The sequence below is a fragment of the Streptomyces sp. F001 genome, from assembly GCF_004187715.1.
Classification (GTDB): domain Bacteria; phylum Actinomycetota; class Actinomycetes; order Streptomycetales; family Streptomycetaceae; genus Streptomyces; species Streptomyces flavusporus.
Window position 1 is genome coordinate 164,474 of sequence record NZ_QZWF01000011.1, and the last position, 15,405, is coordinate 179,878.

Genomic DNA, 15,405 nt, shown 5'->3' on the forward strand with positions numbered 1-15,405 from the left:
CTACTCGACCGACTTGACGAGTTCGTCGATCGCGTACGGCATGGAGAGCATGGTGCCCTGGGAGATGGCCGCGCCGACCGCCGGGCCCTCACTGTCCAGCAGGTACGACACCTTGCCGTTCTTCACCGCGTCGAGGTTGGCGAACAGCTCGAACTTCTTCAGCGCGTCCGTGTCCGCCTTGTCGTTGATGACGAAGATGCGGTCGACGTCGACCAGGTCGATGCGCTCGGGTGAGAGCTTGGTGTAGAAGCTGCCGTCCGCGACCTTGTCGATCTCGGTCTGGTATTTGAAGCCGATGCCCGACACCAGCCGGCCGCGCACGTCGGTGGAGGTGAACGGCGCCACCGAGTCCTCGTACCAGGACAGCGCGACGGCGGTCTGGTCCGCGAACTCGGGGTGCGCCTTCTTGGCCTCGTCGAGCTGCCCCTGGATGTCCGCGACCATCTTCTCGCCCTCCTCGGCCTTGCCGAGTGCCTTGGCGATGTGGAGCGCGTTGTCCTGCCAGGGCGCGCTGAAGGGCTCCTTCTCGGCCTTGGTACGACCCACCGTCGGGGCGATCTTGGAGAGCTTGTCGTAGGCGGCCTGGTCGATCTCGGAGTAGACCGCGATGATCAGGTCCGGGCGCAGGGCGGCGATCTTCTCGTAGTTGGGGCCGGAGTCACCGTTCTTCATGATGACCTCGGGCTTGGTGTCGCCCCACTTGTCCTTCACCCAGGGCCACTGGGTGTTGATGTCGGGGCTCTGGCCCGCCGGGTTCGGGTACTGGTCGGTCATGCCGACCGGCTTGATGCCGAATGCCAGGACGCTCTGGTCGTCCGTGTAACCGACGGTGACCACCCGCTCGGGAGCCTTGGCGACCTTCGTGGATCCGAACGCGTGCTCCACGGTGACCGGGAATGCGCCGGCGGCGGTCGAGGTGTTGTCGCCGGCGTTGTCCGCCGAGTCGGACGAGTCGGAACCGCATCCCGCGAGAAGGCCGACGCCGAGAGTCGCGGCGGACAGTACGGCCGCCAACCGCCGCAACGGCTTCGTACGCGTCGTTCTTGTGAGGAGCATCCGGAATCCCCTTGCTGTCGCGCTGTCCACTACGCCCCGCCTGAGGGCAGGCAAACCGTACCGTGAGCGAGTGAGGTTAGCCTAGCCTAACTTATGTAACTTCGGAGCGCTTCAGTCGAGTTGGACGTGGGTACGGCCGATCGGCACGATCAGCGGCCGGTCGCCCACCGGGTCGTCGATCACCTTGGCGCGCAGTCCGAACGCCTCGTGCAGCAACTCGGCGGTGATCACGTCACGGGGGTGCCCCTGCGCCAGGATCGACCCCTCCCTCATCACGATGAGGTTGTCGCTGTAGCGGGTGGCCAGATTGAGGTCGTGCAGCACCATGACCACGGTGCACCCCGACTCGTGCAGGTCGTCCACCAGGTCGAGCACGTCGATCGCGTGCGCCAGGTCCAGGTAGGTGGTCGGCTCGTCCAGCAGGAGCAGGTCGGTGCCCTGGGCCAGGGTCATCGAGATCCAGACGCGCTGGCGCTGCCCGCCGGACAGTGAGTCGACCGGGCGGTCGGCCAGGTCGGACACCCCGGTCATGGCCAGCGCGCGCTCCACGACGGCGGCGTCGTCCGACGACCACTGCCGCAGCCAGCTCTGGTGCGGATGGCGGCCCCTGGCGACCAGGTCGGACACCGTCAGCCCCTCGGGCGCGACCGGTGCCTGGGGCAGCAGGCCGAGCTTCTTCGCCACGTCCCTGGTCCTGAGCCTGCCGATGTCATCGCCGTCCAGCACGACCGTCCCCTTGGCCGGCTTGAGCAGCCGCGACAGGGTCCGCAACAGGGTCGACTTGCCGCAGCCGTTGGGGCCGATGATCGTGGTGATCACCCCTGGCGGGATCGCCACGTCGAGTTCGTCGATGACGGTCCGGGCGCCGTACCCGACCGTGACACCCCTGGCTGCCAGCCGTGCGGCGTCCTCGACCCCGGACTCGGTCTTGGTGATGGACTGAGCGACCACAAGGCCCCCTTATTCAGGCTTGCCTAACTTTGTATCAGCTATCTGCGGTTCGCCCGTACGAGCAGATAGACGAGGAAGGGGCCGCCGATCGCGGCGGTGACCACGCCGACCGGGAGAGTGATCGGCAGTGCCGTGCGCGCGACCAGGTCCGAGCCGATCAGCAGCAGCGCTCCGACCATGCCGGAGGCCACCATCGGCGGTGTGGGGCACCTCGCCAGACGCATCGCCACCTGCGGCGCCACCAGCGCGACGAACGGGACCGGGCCCGCCGCGCTCACCGCCACACCGGCCAGCAGGACCGCGCACAGCAGCAGGATCGCCCGCACCATCGAGTAGCGGACGCCCAGGCCCGCGGCGACCTCGTCGCCGAAGTGCAGCGGCTTGAACTGGAACGCGACACACGCCACGACGATCAGGAGGACGAGTGTGCACCAGAGCGCGATCCGGACCTCGCCCCACGACCGGTCGTCCAGCGAGCCGACCAGCCACGCCTGGGCCCGGGCCACGTCCCTGATGTCGGCCGTCACCAGCAGCCAGGTGGTGATCGCCTGCATCACGGCACTCACCGAGATGCCGATGAGGATGAGCCGGAAGCCGTCGATCCCGCGCCGCCACGCCAGGAAGTACACCAGCAGCCCCGTGCCCAGACCGCCGGCGAGCGCCGCCGCGGACAGGCCCACGGAGTCGACGACCGCCGCGGCGGCCCCGCCCGACACCGTCACCCCGAACACCGCGACCGCGCCGGCGCCGCTGGTGATCCCCAGGATGTCCGGGCTGGCCAGCGGGTTACGCGCGACGGACTGGGTGATCGCCCCGGACACGCCCAGCGCGATCCCCACGACGAGCCCGGCCAGGGCACGCGGCATCCGCAGGTCCATAATCACGAACTCGTCGACCTGTTCGCCCCCGCCGGTGATCGTGGCGATCACCCGGGGCAGACTGATGGGGAAGTCCCCGATGCCGATGGACAGGCAGAACACCAGGAAACTCGCCCCCGCCAGCAGCAGCGTGACGAGGACGATCCAGGGCCGCCAGACGAACGACACGTGACCGAGCCGCACGCCCGGCGCCACCGATGGCTTCAACTCTGTCCCGTTCATGCGTTCTTGAACTTTCCGCGCCACACCAGACCCGCGAAGAACGGGGCGCCGAGGAGAGCGACGAGGACACCCGCGTCCAACTCGCCCGGCCGCACCACCAGGCGGCCCACGATGTCGCAGACCAGCAGGACGACGGCGCCGAGCAGACCCGCGTACGGCACCAGCCAGCGATAGTCCGGCCCGGTGAGATACCGGGCCACGTGGGCCACCATGAGTCCGAGGAACGCGATGGGGCCGCACGCCGCCGTCGCCGCGCCCGCAAGGAGGGTGATGGCGGCGATGCCGATGGTCCGGCTCAGCGTGATGTTCACGCCCAGCCCCCGTGCCACGTCGTCGCCCAGGTTGAGCAGGTTGATGGCGGGCAGCGTGGTCAGGGCCAGCACCAGGCCGACCGCGATGAACGCGGTCACCGGCCAGATGACGTCGAATCCGACACCGGCCACGGAGCCCGCGTTCCAGAACCGCAGCGCGTTCAGCGACTCCTTGTCCGACAGCGCGACCGCCGTGGTCATCGCCGCGAGAAACACCGTGACCCCTTGCCCGGCCAGTGCGAGCGTCAACGGATTGCCGGCGCCCCGGCCGATGCTCGCAAGCCCGAACACGACGACACCGGCAACTGCCGCCCCCAGGAAGGCGAACCAGACGTACTGGAACGGGTTGTCGAACCCGAACACGGCGATCACCGAGACCACGGCGAACGAGGCACCGGAGTTCACCCCGAGCAGGCCGGTGTCGGCGATCGGGTTGCGCGTGTACCCCTGGATCAACGCCCCGCCGACCCCGAGGGCGATGCCCGCCACGATCGCGAGCACCGTCCGGGGGACCCGCACGGTCTGCACGATGAGCCTGATCTCGGTGAGCCGCTGGTCGGGGTCCGGCGCCGCGAACAACCCGTGCCACACCTCGGCAGGACTCAACGCGCGCGCACCGACGGCCAACGACACCGCCCCCGCGACCACGAGGATCACCACCAGCGTGCCCAAACCCACAACCCGCCGCCGACGGGCCTCTGTTGTGGCCTTGGACGCGGGGCGCTCCACTGCAGTCGTGCCCATGTCGACGTACGTTATCCCTTTGGTTTCACGGGGTTGCACAGGGCTGCCGCGCCTGCCGGGTGCGATGCCACCCGGCGGGGCGTGGCGGTGTGGGGGCGAACCTGTGGGCGGACTAACGGGCCGTGCCGCCGGTTCCGTCGGCAACCGCCCGGGCCTCGTCCGAGGCGGACTTGAGACCCCGGTCGAGGAGCGAGTCCAGGATCTCACCGACCCTGATCGCGGTGTTGGACAACAGGGACGACGTGATGCCGTGCGTGTGCTCCGTGCCGCCCTGCAGATAGATGCCGCAGCGCAGGCCGGGGTCCGTCGCGATGCGGTAGTCACGCTCGACGCGGACCCGGCCCTCGTCGTCACGGAGGCAGCGGTCCGCGACCTCGCCGAGGAGGCCGAGGGGGTCGGCCGGGCTGTAGCCGGTGGCGAAGACCACGACGTCCGCGTCGAGGAGCGTCTCCTCGCCGGTGACGAGGGACTTCACGGTGGCACGGACCAGGCCCTGCGTCTCCTTGACGTCGGTGAGCCGGGAGACGTTGAGGAAGCGCAGCCGCTCGGTGCCGAGGACCTTCTCCTGGTACATCTGCCGGTACAGGTCGTCGATCAGATCGATGTCCACCACGGAGTAGTTGGTGTTGCCGTGGTAGTCCATCAGGCGGCGCTTGACGTTCTCGGGTGCGGCGAAGTACTCGTCGACCGCCGCGGGGTCGAAGATCCGGTTGGCGAAGCTGCTGTCGTCGGCGGGGCTGTAGCCGTAGCGGGAGAAGACCGCGCAGACCTCGGCCCGGGGGAAGCGGCGGTGCAGATAGGCGACGTTCTCGGCGGCGCTCTGCCCGGCGCCCACGACGATGAACCGGGAGGGCGAGGTGTCCTCCAACGCATCGACCTTCGCCAGCAGTTCGGAGTTGTGCCAGACGCGCTCGCCGCGCTCCACGCCCTCCGGCATGAGGGGACGCAGCCCGGTGCCGATGACGAGGTTGCGGGCCCGGTGGACCACGAGTCCCTCCCCCGAACGGACCGTCACTTCCAGGTACTCCACGGCCCCGTCACGGACGACGGGCGCAACGCCGACGACCTCGTGACCGTAGGAGACCATGTCGTCGACCTGGGCCGCGGCCCACTCGAAGTAGTCGTGGAACTCCACCCGCAGCGGGAAGAGGTTCTTGTGGTTGATGAAGTCGATCAGCCGTCCCCTGCTCTTCAGGTAGCAGAGGAAGCTGAACTGGGAGGCCGGGTTCCGGAGCGTCACCAGGTCCTTGAGAAAGGACACCTGCATGGTCGCGTCGTCGATCAGCATGCCGCGGTGCCAGCCGAAGCGCGGCTGCTGCTCGAAGAAGTGAGCGGTGATCGCCTCGTGCCGGCCGACGCGTGCGTTGTGCTCGCTGAGTGCGATCGCCATGGCCACATTGGACGGCCCGAAGCCGATGCCAATGAGGTCGTGGACCAGTGGTGCGTCAGCAGGAAGAACCTGTGACATGTCACTCCCATCGTGCGGGGCAGTCGCCTGTCGAGCGTGGGGAAGTCGAAAGGTGGGCACGCCGACGGAGCGGCCCGCGAACTTAGGTGAGCCTAAGCTAATCCTGTGAAGCTGTCGATAGGGCAAACCGGACAGCCGGAACATCGACACCCGTCAACTGGGGCTTTATACACAGCCGTTGCAAACTAAGGTAAGCCTTGCTTCACTTGTCCCCGGTCAGCCCCTGTCCTGAGGAGGAACCCATGCGGGTCGTCATGTTCGGTTACCAGACCTGGGGGCACCGCACCCTGCAAGCCCTCCTGGACTCCGAACACGACGTGGTACTGGTCGTGACGCACCCCAAGAGCGAGCACGCGTACGAGAAGATCTGGAGCGACTCCGTCGCCGACCTCGCCGAGGAGCACGGCGTCCCGGTGCTGATCCGCAACCGCCCTGACGACGACGAGCTGTTCGAGCGTCTCAAGGAGGCCGACCCGGACATCATCGTGGCGAACAACTGGCGGACATGGATCCCCCCGCGCATCTTCGACCTGCCGCGCCACGGCACGCTGAACGTGCACGACTCGCTGCTGCCGAAGTACGCCGGCTTCTCCCCGCTGATCTGGGCACTGATCAACGGCGAGCCCGAAGTGGGCGTCACGGCGCACATGATGAACGACGAACTCGACGCCGGCGACATCGTCCGGCAGGAGGCGGTGCCGGTCGGACCGACGGACACCGCCACGGACCTCTTCCACAAGACCGTCGACCTGATCGCCCCGGTCACGATCGGCGCGCTCGACCTCATCGCCGCCGGGCAGACGGAGTTCACCAAGCAGGACCGGTCCCGGGCGAGCTTCTTCCACAAGCGGTCCGCCGAGGACATCCGCATCGACTGGACCTGGCCGGCGGAGGACCTCGAGCGCCTCGTCCGCGCCCAGTCCGAGCCGTACCCCAGCGCCTTCACCTTCCACAAGGGCAAGCGACTCGAGATCCTGGCCGCCGTGGTGTCCCAGGGCCGCTACGGCGGTACGCCCGGCCGGATCTTCTATCGCGAGGGCGACGGCGTGGTGATCGTCGCCGGGGCCGACGCGCGCACCGGCCGCAACCACGGCCTGGCCATCACGCGCGTACGGACCGAGGACGGCCGGGAGCTGGGCGCGACGGAGTACTTCACCTCCATGGGCGGCTACCTGACCAGCCGCCCCTGAGCGACCACAGGCCGGCCTTCGCTCAGAAGTTCCTGACCACCTCGGTCCCCAGCCAGAACAGGATGGCCAGGGCCGCGAGCACACCGACGGCCTGCACGACCCAGCGCGGAATTCCACTCATGGCACCCGTCCTCACCGAGTGGGTGTACGCGTCCTCCCCCCACCTACCCTCAATGGCCGGACTCCCCACCCCCGGGCCGCACAGCCTGCACATAACCGAGCCAGGGCCGGACCTCACCGCTCCCCCGCACCTCGAAGCCCGTGTCGGCGACGAGTCCGGCCAGCAGGTCGACGCGGAGGTCCGCCATGGCGTGCCCACCCGTGGGGTGCACCGGACGGCAGCCGAGGCGGCCTTTCGGCGGCCGGAACTCGACGACCAGCAGCCGACCGCCCGGCCGCAGCACCCGCAGCATCTCGCGCAGCGCCACCGGCCGAAGCTCCCCCGGCAGGTGGTGCAGCATCAGGCTGGTGACGACGGTGTCGAAGGACGCGTCGGGCAGATCGAGGGCCTCGGCGATGCCCTCCTGATAGACGCAGGGGGCACTACGGCGATCCCGGCCGTTGTGGCTCTTGCGTCGGGCGTAGGCGAGTACGGGCGGTGCCGGATCCACCCCGGTCACCGCACCTTCGGGCCCGACCCGGGCGGCCATGTGCCGCGTGAGGCAGCCGGTGCCGCACCCCACGTCCAGAACGCGGTCTCCGGCCTCGGCTCCGCTGAGCTCGGCGAGGCGGGTGAAGGCACGGTGTCGCCGGCCCGCGAAGAGGACGGCACCGCAGAACTCGTAGGCATGCGGCCCCAGGGGCATGACCACCCCTCCTTGACCTGGTCAAGCAGCCACCAACGTAGTCGCAACCCCCGGGCCCCGCACACGTAGCCGCTTGAAGGAATACCCCTGGGGGGTATACGTTGAGGAGGTGTGGAGCTCAGGAGACGGTTCACGCTGGACGGGAACGGGATGAGGGTCATGGACCACAGCTCGCACCACGCAGGGCACGCGGGAGCGTCCTGGAGCATGGCGGTGAAGGCGACGCTGCACTGCCTGACCGGCTGCGCCATCGGTGAGATCCTCGGCATGGTCATCGGCACGGCGCTGCTGTGGGGCAACGTGCCCACCATGGTCCTGGCGATCGCGCTGGCGTTCCTCTTCGGTTACTCGTTCACGCTGTTCGCGGTACTCCGGGCCGGCCTGAACCTCCGGAGCGCGATCAAGATCGCGCTGGCCGCCGACACCGTCTCGATCGCCGTGATGGAGTTCGTCGACAACGCCATCATCGCCCTCACCCCGGGCGCGATGGACGCCCACCTGTCCGACGGACTGTTCTGGTCGGCCCTGCTGGGCGGGTTCGCGGTCGCCTTCGTGATCACCACGCCGGTCAACAAGTGGATGATCGGCCGCGGCAAGGGCCACGCCGTCGTCCACGCCCACGCCCACCACTGACGACCGGACCGGCAGGTGGGGCCGTTGCGGCGCGCCGCCTGCCGGCCGGAATGCCGGTGGTTCAGGACGGGCGGGCGACGGGCAGCCAGATGCGCATGCCCGTCGGTCCCCGCTCGGCCCACCGGTGGTACGGGACGAGGGCGAGGTCCATGGATGCGGTACTGCCCGTTCCGCCTACGTCGGCCGGTGTCCCGTACGGCCAGGCCGGCTCGGGATCGTTCCGGTGGTTCGTGGCGGCCCTGACCGTGACGCGGCCCTCGTGGTACAGGGGCGCTGCGCCGGTGTCCACTGTCAGATCGTCGCGCTCGGTGCCGGCCGGGAGGTCGACGGATTCCGCGCAGTACACGAGCGGGCCGCGTTCGACGGCGACGCAGCCGCGGAGGGCGTCGATGCGGTGGTCCGGCCAGGTGAAGCGCGGGGTCATCGGGAGGTGGAGGCGGATCTCCTCCCCGGTGGTGAGTTCCCGGTCCACGACGGCCAGGCCCGTGGAGACGGAGCGCCGGCGCCCGCCCTCGTCGAGTTCGGCCCCCCGGGCCCAGGCGGGCACGCGCAGCCGGAGGGTCACCGGCCCCTCGGGCGCCCGCACCACCCGCACGGTCACGAGGCCGTCCCGCGGGTAGTCCGTCTCGACCTCGAGCGACGCGGTCCGCCCGTCCCCCAGCTCGGCCTCGATCCGGGCGCCGGCGTACTGCAGCAGCGTCAGTTCGTGCCGCCCCGCCGTGGCGAGGTAGGTGTGCCAGGTGGCCAGCGTGCGGGCGACGTTGGTGGGGCAGCACGACACGTCGAACCAGGCGGCGCGGGAACCGCCCTCGGCGCGGGGGCTCACGGCGTCGTCGTCGGAGGTCTCGCCGGCCACCCGCTGTTGGAGCGGGTTGGCGTAGAAGAACGCCCGCCCGTCCGAACGCGGCGAGGTGGCGATGATGTTGAAGAAGGTGCGCTCGACGAGGTCGGCGTACCGGACGTCTCCGGTGGCGAGGTACAGCCGCCACGACACCATGACCGAGGCCACGCCGGCGCAGGTCTCGCAGTAGGCGCGGTCCGGGGGCAGCTCCCAGTCCTCGCCGAACCCCTCGTCCTGGTGCCGGGATCCCATGCCGCCGGTCAGATGGGTCCGCCGCGCCACCGCGTTCGCCCACTGGCGCTCGATGGCGGCGAGGAGCTCCTGGTCGTCCTGCTCCACGGCGACGTCGACGGCCGCGGCCGACAGGTACAGCGCGCGCACGGCGTGGCCGCGCCAGGTGTCGGCCTCGCGGATCGGCACGTCGTCCTGGAAGTAGGCGCGGCCGAGCGGGATGTCCTTCAGGGCGCCGTGCCCGCGGCGGTCCAGGAACAGCCGTGCCTGCTCGACGTAGCGGCTCTCGCCCAGCGCGCGCCCCAGCTCGGCCAGTCCGACCTCGATCTCGGGATGGCCGCAGATGCCCTGCAGCCCGTCGGGGCCGAAGGTGTCGCAGACGTGGTCGGCGGCCCGGCGGGCGACGGCCACGAGTTCGTCGGCGCCGGTCGTGCGGAGCCGGGCGACGGCGGCCTGCAGCAGGTGCCCCGTGCAGTACAGCTCGTGGCCGAACTCCAGATCGCTGTAGCGGGGCTGCCGGCCGGCGTGCCCGAAGCAGGTGTTGAGGTAGCCGTCGGCGTCCTGGGCGCGGGCGATGCGTGCGGTGAGCCGGCGCACGGCGTCGTCGTGGACCTGATCGCCGGAACGGCCGTACTCCCACGCCAGGGCCTCGATGAGCTTGTAGACCTCGGAGTCGGCGAAGGACCAGCCGGCCCGGTCGGGTCCTGTCGTGCCGTCGGCGACCCGGTCGAAGTTGGCGAGCCAGCCCAGGCGTTCCATCCACTGCTCGCAGTGCTCGAGGCTCGCCGTGGCGTTGGTCTGCTGCAGCGTCGCCCAGAATCCGCCGGTGAGCGTCGTCTCGCCCATGCCGAGCGGTCGCTGCCGGCCCCGGGAGGGGAGTACCGGGCGGCCGCCCTTCGGATCGGCGCCGGTCGTGCTCTCCTGCACGGTCACGTTGGTGGTTCTCCTCATGCGGTCAGTGGGAGGTCCGCACCCTCGCGGGTGAAGACGGGGATGTGGTCGATGGGCGCGGGCGCCGTCACGGTGCGGCCGCCCTCGTGGACCTCGCCGCTCCCGGCACAGACCCAACGGGTGCCGGCCGGGAGGTACACCTCCCGCGACCGTTGCCCGGGCTGTGTCACCGGCGCGACGAGGAGGTCCGGGCCGAACAGGAACGCGTCGTCCACCGCCCAGGCGTGCGGATCCTCCGGATGGTCCACGAACAGCGGCCGCATCGGCGGCAGTCCGGTACGCGCGGCCGTGCGCATCTGCTCGTGGATGTACGGGCGCAGCCGCTCCCGCAGATGCAGCAGGGCCGAGATGATGTCGTACGCCTCTTCTCCGTACGACCACACCTCGTTGGGGCCGCCGGTCTGCGCGAAGGAGGTGGGGTTGCGCGGCTCGCGGTCGCCGTGCAGCCGGAACAGCGGGCAGAACACGCCGAACTGGAACCAGCGGATCATCAGTTCCCGGTAGGCCGCATCGCGCGCGTCGCCGCCGTGGAAGCCGCCGATGTCGGTGGTCCACCACGGGATGCCGGACACGGCGGTGCTCAGCCCGGCCCGTATCTGCTGCCGCAGGGACTGCCAGGTGGCGGGGATGTCGCCCGACCAGAGCGCCGCCCCGTACTTCTGCGCGCCCGCCCAGACCGAGCGGCACAGCAGCACCGTCGGCTCCCCGTCCGCCGCCATGCCCTCGGCGAACAGACGGGCGTTGTCCCGCGGGTAGATGCCGGCGACCTCGGCGCCGGGCCCGGCGTACAGGGACAGGTGTCCGGGGTGCGCCGGGTTCAGCTCGGGTTCGCAGGCGTCCAGCCAGAACACGCGGACGCCCAGGTCGCGGTAGTTGCGGCGGACCAGGTCCCATACGAACTGCCGGGTCCGGGGGTTGGTGGGGTCGTAGAACGCCACCGGCATCGGCGTGGCCATGCCTTTGTCCTGGATGGTCTGGTGGAACTCGACGCCCTGGTGGGTGCCGACCAGGAGACCGCCGTCGCGGTAGTCCGCGAAGTGCTCCGACAGCGGCGAGACCGTCGGCCAGATCGACACCATGAGCTCGACGCCCAGGTCGGCCAGCTCGTCGACCATCGCCTTGGGGTCGGGCCACTCGCTCTGGTCGAAGCGGTGGTCGCCCATGGCCGGCCAGTGGAAGTAGTCGGCGACGATGACGGACAGCGGCAGGCCTCGGCGCCGGTGCTCGCGGGCGACGGCGAGGAGCTCGTCCTGGTCGCGGTAGCGCAGCTTGGACTGCCAGAAACCGCTGGCCCACTCGGGTAGTTCGGGTGTGTGCCCGGTCGCGTCGGCGTAGCGGGCGAGGATGGCGGCGGGTGTCGGGGCGGCGGTGAACCAGTAGTCGATCTCGCGTGCCTGGCCGGCCTGCCAGCGCGTGGCGTTCTGCGCGAACTCGGCGCGGCCGACGGCCGGGAGGTTCCACAGCAGCCCGTAGCCCCGGTTCGACAGCACGAACGGAATGCTCACCTCGCCATTGCGCTGGACGAGGTCCAGGGCGAGCCCTTTGAGGTCGAGCCGGCCGTGGGTGCGCTGCCCCATGCCGTACAACCGCTCGCCGTCGTACGCGGCGAACTGCTGGTGCACCTCGTGGGTGCCCCACTGGTTTCCGGTGAAGACCCGGGCCCCCGGCAGCCAGAAGTGCTCGCGGCTCTCGGCCAGCAGCTCGTCTCCCGTGCTCGTGCGCGTGAAGGTCAGCAGCGGCTCGGGGTAGGCGGCTCGCCGGTCGAAGTCCACCTGCACGGTGAGGTCGCCGTGGACGAACGTGGCCCGGTCCTTCTCGGCGGTGATCTGCGGGAGGTCGCACGGCGGGGGCTGGTTGTCCAGGGCGCCGTGGCTCTCGGCCGGGATCCGGTGCTGCGCCGCGCGGACGCGGACACTGTCGGCGCCCCAGGCCTCGATGGTCAGGACCTCGTGGCGGTGCCGTACCTCGAGGGCGGTCGGGGACGGTCGGAAGCTCACCATGAACTCTTGTTCCTCACAGTCGGTTTCCCCACGGTCAGTCCTTGACGGCGCCCGCGGTGACGCCGCCGGCGACGAAGCGCTGGGCGACGACCAGCAGGACGGCCGCGGGGACGGAGGCGACAGCGGCGGTCGCCATGATCGAGTTCCACTCGGTGGTGTTGTTGCCGATGTAGGCGTAGATCCCGAGGGTGATCGGGATCGCGTCGCCGTTGCGGTCGAGCGTGGAGGCGAAGATGAAGTCCGACCACGCCCACAGGAACGCGAACAGCGACACCGTCAGCACGGCGTTGCGGCTGAGCGGCAGGATCACGGAACGGAAGATCCGCCAGGTGTTCGCCCCGTCGATCTTCGCGGCCTGCATCAGCTCGCCGGGGATGCCGGACATGAACGCCGTCAGCACCATGACGCCGAAGGGCACGGCGATCGTGGAGTCGGCGATGATCAGGCCCCAGACCGAGTTGAGCCAGCCGAGCCGCACATAGATGGCGTAGAAGCCCACCGCCATGACCACGCTGGGGACCATCTGCGCGACCAGCAGCAGGAAGTTGACCGTGCCCGCGCCCCGTGGGCGCAGCTTGGCCAGCGAGAACGCGGCGGGCGCGGAGATCGCCAGGGTGAGCAGCACACAGCCGAGGCCGATGCCGAGGCTGGTGGTCAGGGCCGGCAACTGGTCGCGTACGACGTTCGCGTAGCCCTCGAGCGTCGGGTCCCACGGGAACCAGTGCGGCGGGTCGGACCGCATGTCCTCGGTCCTGGTCAGGGACACGTTGAAGATCCAGTAGACCGGGAAGAGCATGACCGCGGTGAGGAAGACCCCCAGGGCCGTCTTCCACCAGGGCCTGCGCCGGGGGTGCCGGGGCGTGACCGAGGGCGTCGGCGCTGTCATGACCGCTCCTGTCGACGCTGGAGGTGGAGGTAGAGGAAGCCGAAGGCCAGGGCGATGAGGATGAGCAGGTTGCCGATCGTGGCCGCGGGCGAGAAGTCGGGCAGCCCGGTGCCGAAGGCCTCCCGGTAGGACCACACGGCCAGCGTGGTGGAGGTGCTGCCCGGCCCGCCGGTGGTCATGATCCAGATCACGTCGACGACCTTGAGCGTGTAGACCAGACCGAGCAGCAGGGTGATCGCCGAGACGGGGCGGAGCAGCGGGAAGGTCACCCGCCAGAACTGCTGCCAGGCGTTCGCCCCGTCCAGCGCCGCCGCCTCGTACAGCTCGCGCGGGATGTTCTGCAGGCCCGAGTAGAGGATGACGAGGTTGAACGGGATACCGAGCCAGATGTTCGCGATGATCACGGAGGTCAGCGCCCAGCCCGGGTCGGTGAGCCAGTTGATCTGACCGATGCCGAACGCCTCGAGGGCCGCGTTGACGATCCCGTTGTCGCTGTTCATCATCCACGACCAGGTGGAGCCGGAGACGATCAGCGGCAGCAGCCAGGGGACGAGGAACATACCGCGCAGCACCCCGGACAGGCGGAAGTTGTCGCGGAAGAACACGGCGAGCGCGAGGCCGATGGCGTACTGCGCGACGATCGAGACGAGCGTGAAGACAAGGGTGTTCCGCAGCGCGGGGCCGAACGCCTCGGATCCCATGATGTCGCGGTAGTTGGCCAGACCGGTGAACTCGGCGCCGCCCTGCACGAACGACCTGACGGTGTAGTCGTGCAGGCTGAGGTCGATGTTCCGGTAGAGCGGGTAGGCGTAGAAGGCCAGCAGGTAGGCGACGAGCGGGGCCAGGAACGCGAACGCGGCCCACTGGGTGGAGCGTCCGCGCACGCGGATCCGCGGGCGCGGGGCGGAGGGTGGCTCGCCGGCCGCCCCGCCGGCCTCCCGGGCCTGCGGGGCGGACTTCGTGGACATGTTCATGAAACGGCTCCTCGGGCGGCGGTCAGCCGACCTCGTCCTCGGCGGTCGCCTGTGCTTCGCCGAGCGCGTCCTTGGTGCTCTTGCTTCCGCTGAGGGCCTGCTGCACGGCGGTCCACAGGGGCTCGGAGATCTTCGGGTAGTCGGTCCCGAGGTCGTCGCTGGTGCGTCCCTTGGCGGTGCGTACGGCCTCGACCCACGGCTCGAGTTCGGCCTGGTCGGCGAGGAGCTTGTCCTGTCCGGCCTTCGTCGGCGGGATGTAGTACGCGAAGGTCGTGGCCGTCTCCACCATGCCCTCCGGCGTGGTCATGCACTCCACGATCTTCTTGGTGGCCTCGTACCGGCCCGTGTCGTCCTGCACGGGAGTCGTGAGGAACTCGCCGCCGGTCGGGGTCGGTGCCACCCCGCCGTCCTTGCCGGGTATCTGGATCACGCCGGTCGGGAAGTCGGCCTCCGCGGCGCTGTTGACCTGCCAGGTGCCGTTCACACCGAAGGCGAAGTCGCCGGTCAGGAACTCCTCCCAGGTCGTGTTCTGGGAGTTGTTGATCACGGAGTTGGGTGCGTAGCCGTTCTTCAGCCAGCCGGTCCACAGGTCGAGGGCCTCGGCGGCCTCGGCCGAGTCGAGGTCGCGCAGGTCCGCCCCGGCGCCCCAGAACCACGGCAGGAACTGGAAGGAGCCCTCCTCGGTGCCGATGCCGGCGAACGTGATGCCCTTGTGCCCGGCGTCCTTCACCTTCTTCAGGGCGGCGGTGAGCGACGCCCAGTCCTTGACCGAGCCGGGGTCGACGCCGGCGTCGTCCAGGACGGTCTTGTTGTAGTAGATGGCAAGCGTGTTGGCGCCGATGGGGATGCCGTACTCCTTGCCGTCCGCCACACCGGCCGCGAGCAGGTTCTCGTCGATCTCGGAGGTGTCGAGACCGAACTCCTCCATCGTGGTCAGCATGCCGGTGTCGGCGAGCGTCGAGACGGCGGGGTTGTCCAGCAGGATGATGTCGGGCGACGTGCCCTCCTGGGCGGCGAGCAGGGCCTGGTTGGTCAGCGCCGTGGTGTCGTAGGCGGTGCGCTTGATGGTGACGCCCGCCTCGTCACCGCACTTCGTGACCCGCTTGGCCCAGTCGGACGACTTGTTGTGCTGCGGGTACGGGTCCCACCAGGTGTAGGTGTCGTCGGCCTGGTCGCCGCCGCCGCTGCCGGTGTTCGACGAGCAGGCGACCGCGCCGGTCATGAGGACGAGGGCGGCGCCGAGCACGCCCGCGGCACGGAAGG

13 protein-coding genes are annotated in these 15,405 nt (G+C 69.8%); 2 read left to right on the forward strand and 11 right to left on the reverse strand.

The features are described 5' to 3' along the window. The 5 genes from StrepF001_RS30825 to StrepF001_RS30845 form a co-directional block, all read right to left on the reverse strand. Positions 1-1,056, reverse strand: a complete 1,056-nt coding sequence (locus StrepF001_RS30825) for an iron-siderophore ABC transporter substrate-binding protein (protein ID WP_129801481.1) — start codon at positions 1,054-1,056, stop codon at positions 1-3. A gap of 111 nt (positions 1,057-1,167) precedes the next feature. Further along, on the reverse strand, positions 1,168-2,007 hold the full coding sequence (locus StrepF001_RS30830; protein WP_129801482.1) for an ABC transporter ATP-binding protein: 840 nt from the start codon (positions 2,005-2,007) through the stop codon (positions 1,168-1,170). Between the two features lie 38 nt (positions 2,008-2,045). Beyond that, complete coding sequence (locus tag StrepF001_RS30835) at positions 2,046-3,107, reverse strand: iron chelate uptake ABC transporter family permease subunit (RefSeq protein ID WP_129801483.1); 1,062 nt, start codon at positions 3,105-3,107, stop codon at positions 2,046-2,048. Next, complete coding sequence (locus tag StrepF001_RS30840; RefSeq protein WP_129801484.1) at positions 3,104-4,162, reverse strand: iron ABC transporter permease; 1,059 nt, start codon at positions 4,160-4,162, stop codon at positions 3,104-3,106. Before StrepF001_RS30840 ends, StrepF001_RS30835 begins: the two co-directional genes overlap by 4 nt. A gap of 112 nt (positions 4,163-4,274) precedes the next feature. Further along, the gene (locus StrepF001_RS30845; RefSeq protein ID WP_129801485.1) at positions 4,275-5,630 is read right to left on the reverse strand and encodes a lysine N(6)-hydroxylase/L-ornithine N(5)-oxygenase family protein; all 1,356 of its coding nucleotides are present in this window, start codon (positions 5,628-5,630) and stop codon (positions 4,275-4,277) included. Positions 5,631-5,872: 242 nt separating this feature from the next. Here StrepF001_RS30845 and StrepF001_RS30850 point away from each other — a divergent pair, with 242 nt between their 5' ends. Next, complete coding sequence (locus StrepF001_RS30850; protein ID WP_129801486.1) at positions 5,873-6,820, forward strand: methionyl-tRNA formyltransferase; 948 nt, start codon at positions 5,873-5,875, stop codon at positions 6,818-6,820. 170 nt (positions 6,821-6,990) lie between these two features. On the opposite strand, the gene StrepF001_RS30855 is transcribed toward StrepF001_RS30850, so the two are convergent. Then, entirely contained in the window at positions 6,991-7,626 is a 636-nt protein-coding gene (locus StrepF001_RS30855) for a methyltransferase domain-containing protein (protein WP_129801487.1), read from the reverse strand. A 159-nt stretch (positions 7,627-7,785) separates the two neighbouring features. Between StrepF001_RS30855 and StrepF001_RS30860 the strand changes: the two genes are divergently transcribed. Beyond that, positions 7,786-8,259 carry a DUF4396 domain-containing protein gene (locus StrepF001_RS30860; protein WP_129801488.1) on the forward strand — a complete coding sequence of 158 codons (474 nt, stop codon included), beginning with the start codon at positions 7,786-7,788 and terminating at the stop codon, positions 8,257-8,259. A gap of 61 nt (positions 8,260-8,320) precedes the next feature. On the opposite strand, the gene StrepF001_RS30865 is transcribed toward StrepF001_RS30860, so the two are convergent. Genes StrepF001_RS30865 through StrepF001_RS30885 form a run of 5 tightly spaced genes read right to left on the reverse strand, consistent with a single transcriptional unit; the run spans position 8,321 to position 15,364 of the window. After that, positions 8,321-10,282, reverse strand: coding sequence for a beta-L-arabinofuranosidase domain-containing protein (locus tag StrepF001_RS30865; protein ID WP_129801489.1), 1,962 nt, complete (start codon positions 10,280-10,282; stop codon positions 8,321-8,323). Beyond that, positions 10,279-12,282 (reverse strand): TIM-barrel domain-containing protein, encoded by a 2,004-nt coding sequence (locus StrepF001_RS30870; RefSeq protein ID WP_129801490.1) that lies wholly within the window; start codon positions 12,280-12,282, stop codon positions 10,279-10,281. The genes StrepF001_RS30865 and StrepF001_RS30870 overlap by 4 nt, the downstream gene beginning before the upstream one ends. A 34-nt stretch (positions 12,283-12,316) precedes the next feature. Beyond that, complete coding sequence (locus StrepF001_RS30875) at positions 12,317-13,168, reverse strand: carbohydrate ABC transporter permease (protein WP_129801491.1); 852 nt, start codon at positions 13,166-13,168, stop codon at positions 12,317-12,319. Next, complete coding sequence (locus tag StrepF001_RS30880) at positions 13,165-14,136, reverse strand: sugar ABC transporter permease (RefSeq protein WP_240797758.1); 972 nt, start codon at positions 14,134-14,136, stop codon at positions 13,165-13,167. Before StrepF001_RS30880 ends, StrepF001_RS30875 begins: the two co-directional genes overlap by 4 nt. 28 nt (positions 14,137-14,164) lie before the next feature. Further along, a complete protein-coding gene (locus StrepF001_RS30885) occupies positions 14,165-15,364 on the reverse strand; it encodes an extracellular solute-binding protein (protein WP_240797759.1) in 1,200 nt (399 codons plus the stop codon). Positions 15,365-15,405 lie beyond the last annotated feature (41 nt).

Coding starts and splice junctions, on each gene's coding strand:
- StrepF001_RS30825 (WP_129801481.1), bottom strand. CDS start 1,056: ATGCTCCTCACAAGAACGACGCGTACGAAGCCGTTGCGGCGGTTGGCG.
- StrepF001_RS30835 (WP_129801483.1), bottom strand. CDS start 3,107: ATGAACGGGACAGAGTTGAAGCCATCGGTGGCGCCGGGCGTGCGGCTC.
- StrepF001_RS30840 (WP_129801484.1), bottom strand. CDS start 4,162: ATGGGCACGACTGCAGTGGAGCGCCCCGCGTCCAAGGCCACAACAGAG.
- StrepF001_RS30845 (WP_129801485.1), bottom strand. CDS start 5,630: ATGTCACAGGTTCTTCCTGCTGACGCACCACTGGTCCACGACCTCATT.
- StrepF001_RS30850 (WP_129801486.1), top strand. CDS start 5,873: ATGCGGGTCGTCATGTTCGGTTACCAGACCTGGGGGCACCGCACCCTG.
- StrepF001_RS30855 (WP_129801487.1), bottom strand. CDS start 7,626: ATGCCCCTGGGGCCGCATGCCTACGAGTTCTGCGGTGCCGTCCTCTTC.
- StrepF001_RS30860 (WP_129801488.1), top strand. CDS start 7,786: ATGGACCACAGCTCGCACCACGCAGGGCACGCGGGAGCGTCCTGGAGC.
- StrepF001_RS30865 (WP_129801489.1), bottom strand. CDS start 10,282: ATGAGGAGAACCACCAACGTGACCGTGCAGGAGAGCACGACCGGCGCC.
- StrepF001_RS30870 (WP_129801490.1), bottom strand. CDS start 12,282: ATGGTGAGCTTCCGACCGTCCCCGACCGCCCTCGAGGTACGGCACCGC.
- StrepF001_RS30875 (WP_129801491.1), bottom strand. CDS start 13,168: ATGACAGCGCCGACGCCCTCGGTCACGCCCCGGCACCCCCGGCGCAGG.
- StrepF001_RS30880 (WP_240797758.1), bottom strand. CDS start 14,136: ATGTCCACGAAGTCCGCCCCGCAGGCCCGGGAGGCCGGCGGGGCGGCC.
- StrepF001_RS30885 (WP_240797759.1), bottom strand. CDS start 15,364: ATGACCGGCGCGGTCGCCTGCTCGTCGAACACCGGCAGCGGCGGCGGC.